This window comes from Sulfurimonas sp., from assembly GCF_032250635.1.
Classification (GTDB): Bacteria; Campylobacterota; Campylobacteria; order Campylobacterales; family Sulfurimonadaceae; genus Sulfurimonas.
Map to the genome: position 1 here is coordinate 1 of NZ_JAVVFL010000215.1, position 3,459 is coordinate 3,459.

The window sequence follows — 3,459 nt, forward strand, 5'->3', positions numbered from 1 at the left end:
TTTTAGCCAGTATGCTTATAAGCGAAGCCATTTCGTATAGCATATTTTTTGAACTTATTCAGTGGAAGCATGGAAGCCCTATCGATCCGACTCCGTTTATGAATCATCTTCAATACTCTATGTTTTTAACGTTTACCTCGCTCCTACTTCTTAACAGATTTTTTCATGAAGAGCAGTTAAAATGGAAAATCTTCTATTTTTTATACTTTCTAACAGTTACGTCAAACCTATTTTTAAACGGCGGCAGAACAGGTCATCTTGCATTTGCCGTAACCATATTTGTAGTCGGTTTTTTAAATATAAAAAATAAAATTTTAGCATTTTTTAGTATGTTGGCTTTGGTTATATCAATATTTTATACTGCTTATCATGTCAGCCCAGTTTTTAAAACAAGATTTGATGCATCAGTCGTTGAATCACAAAACATAATACAAGACGGATCATTTTGCGGCTCTTTTGGTGCAAGACTTGGATTGTGGATTGTCGGAAGTGAAATATTTTTGGATAACCCAATAATTGGCTCTGGAGTTGTTAAAAGTATGGATGAGATGAGAAATCGTGTTAAAGAGTCTCATCCAGATAAAAATTGTATTGCTCATCTGCCAAGTTACCACAATATTTATGTACAAAGTGCAGTGCATTTGGGAATAATAGGACTATTTTTATATCTAATGATTTTTTATAGCATCTTAAAATTAAAAATTGGGGATAGGTACTATCTCAACTTAATGATTATTTTTGTGAGTGTATACTCTGTTTCAAGCCTAGTGGAAACCATGTTCCATGAGCAGTTTTCAGCTGCTTTTCTTGCTCTATTTACCGGAATTTTTATAGCCCAAAACAGGATAGAAAATGAAGCTTAATTTTTTTAAATGCAAAACAAAGGAACCTTTATGAACATACTAGTATTAACACCAACCGGAAACTCATTCAACAGCTTAAGACCTGAAGCGGAAATCTATATCTCTTTGTCAAAAGCAGGTCACAATATAACTGTAATGACAAGTAAAGACGGCAAATACACCTCTAGATATCTTGAGAATAATATAGAGGTCGTTGACGCTTCCCATAAAGAAAAAATAAGTTTAAAAACAATCAAAAAAGTTAGAGAAATCATTAAAAACAAGAGTATAGATATAGTTTATGCAACTAGCTCAAGAACTATCCCAAATGCTGCTTTTGCCTGCATAGGGACAAAAGCAAAGCTAGTTGCATATCGAGGCACAACCGGCGGACTATACCGCCATGACCCTACCTCATATCTAAATATTTTGCATCCTAGAGTAAATGGCGTTATATGTGTTTCAGAGGCTATAAACAGACATGTCTCCAAGCAAGTTTTCTCAACCTCATCAAAAAAAATTATAACAATACATAAAGGTCATGATGTAAACTGGTACAATCAGCACCCTTTAAATCTAGAAGAGTTTGGCACAAATACAAAAAATTTTAACATCGCTTTTGTAGCAAATGTCAGAGCACATAAAGGACTGATTTACGCCATAAAAGCAGCTCATGATTTGGCAGATATCAAGGAGTTGCATATTTTACTCATCGGCAGCAAGATTTCCGAGGAACCTTACCTATCCTTGATTCAAAACAGTGGGATGAAAGAACGAATACATGTTACAGGATATAGACACGATGTGCCAGAAATACTTGCAGCATGTGATTTGTTGATTCATCCATCTATTCGCAAAGAAGGCTTACCTCGCGTAGTTCTTGAGTCAATAGCTTCTGGTACTCCTGTTATTGCATCTGCGAACGAAGGAAGTATGGAGATTATTGATGATGGATATAACGGCTACATTGTTCCCATTAAAGATTCAAAAGCGATAGCGGATAGGGTAAGAGAGCTTTACAACTCTCCGGAAAAACTTAAAATGTTATCCGACAACTGTATAAAGAAAATAGAAAATGAGATGTCTCACAAAACTACGGTTAAAAAATATATTAAATATTTTGAGTCACTGATAGAGAGTTGAAAATTATTTTTTTTGACAATTTAGAAACTGTTTCAAATACTTATAGAACCTTCTGTTGGCGTTTGAGACAGCCACTGTAAACCCAACCCAACCGTTTAAAAAATAGAATCTCAATATATATGTCTGAAAAAACGCAAAAAATGCCTTTGCTATAACTAGCGAAAAGTAGCACATTTTCTTATCTTTGGCAGCCAAATCCGTATATTTTATCGTCTTATAAAGCGTCTGATTTATGTCTGTTATATTTAAGTGCTTAAAACTGTTTTTTAAAACTATTTTTTTATTATACTCATGTACCTGTACCTTCTCGTGCACAAGACTATCGTCGAATAAATTTTTTTCTCTGTTGTACAATCTGACAATATGGTCCCTGCTTACAGTTTTATGCCCTAAAAAGTAGTTATCTCTAATGAGAACAAAGAGGTTGTTTTTATTGTTTAAATCTTGCTGCAAGACTTCATCCACAAGCTTATCATTTAGTATCTCATCACTGTCCAAAGAGAGTATCCAATCATTTGAAGCGTATGTTGCTGCCCTGTTTTTTGTCGGACCAAAACCAATAAACTCCCCATAAATAATTTTTACATTTTCATAGTTTTTGGCAATCTGTTCAGTGTTATCGCTAGAGTCATTGAGATATAAAACCACCTCTTTAAAACGAACCAAACTATCCAAACATTCGGTAATCGTCTCCTGGGCATTTTTTGCCATTATTACAACAGAGATAGTATCAATCAACAACTTTTCTACCTTTTAAACGCTTTTTAAAATTTTTTATATTTTTATGCTTTTTGGAAAAGTGTATAGCTTTTTGCAAGCAAAATTCTCTATCTTCTGTCATAAATTCCAAGTAGGCATCTATGATGATTTTTAAATCACTATCATTTGCCCAGAGTTGTGAAAAATTTTTCAGTCTCTCATCCATATCTAGCTCTTTAAAAACCATTCTGTTTATATCAACAATCTTAAATATATAACTATTATCCTCTTTCTTGATTAATATATTTCCGGGTGAGTAGTCTTTATGCAAGATGCCTTTTTTATGCAAGGCAAATGTGAATTTTGAGAACTCAGCAAATATAGTTTCTCTATTGTCAAATTTTTCATCAAGCAAAACTTCTCTAATGGAAAAAGTATAGTCAAATTTTTCACTGACAAAATAACTATCATACAGAAGTCCAAATTTTTTAAACTCTATATAGCCGATAGCTCTTGGAACAAAATCTGAGATTTTAAGACTATTGTAATATGACTTTTTTGCTTTGGTATCTCTAAAAAATGTATAAACTATTTTGTTAAATAAATTTGGTATTTTAAATGCTTTAACGACAAGATTTTTATCTTTAAAATCGATTATTTTGATTTCATTTCTTGCTTTATGAATTGAGTTTTTGGAATTTTTAAAGTAAATTCTAATCTCTTGAAGCAGCTTTATATAATCTTTGCTTATTGATTTTAGTTCCACACTGCTCCA

General features: G+C 32.7%; 4 protein-coding genes. 2 read left to right on the forward strand and 2 right to left on the reverse strand.

What is annotated here, in order from left to right:
- Both RQ763_RS10805 and RQ763_RS10810 read left to right on the forward strand, forming a co-directional pair.
- A partial coding sequence (locus RQ763_RS10805) for an O-antigen ligase family protein (RefSeq protein ID WP_314152969.1) occupies window positions 1-863 on the forward strand: 863 nt, incomplete at its 5' end.
- 30 nt (window positions 864-893) lie between these two features.
- Entirely contained in the window at window positions 894-1,985 is a 1,092-nt protein-coding gene (locus tag RQ763_RS10810; protein WP_314152970.1) for a glycosyltransferase family 4 protein, read from the forward strand.
- A gap of 3 nt (window positions 1,986-1,988) precedes the next feature.
- Here the strand turns inward: RQ763_RS10810 and RQ763_RS10815 are convergent, their stop codons facing one another.
- The gene (locus RQ763_RS10815) at window positions 1,989-2,726 is read right to left on the reverse strand and encodes a glycosyltransferase family 2 protein (RefSeq protein WP_314152971.1); all 738 of its coding nucleotides are present in this window, start codon (window positions 2,724-2,726) and stop codon (window positions 1,989-1,991) included.
- A partial coding sequence (locus tag RQ763_RS10820) for a lipopolysaccharide kinase InaA family protein (RefSeq protein ID WP_314152972.1) occupies window positions 2,716-3,459 on the reverse strand: 744 nt, incomplete at its 5' end. The genes RQ763_RS10820 and RQ763_RS10815, both read right to left, overlap by 11 nt.

Excerpts from the sequence above, each read along its gene's own strand:
- RQ763_RS10810 (WP_314152970.1), top strand. The coding sequence starts at position 894 with ATGAACATACTAGTATTAACACCAACCGGAAACTCATTCAACAGCTTA.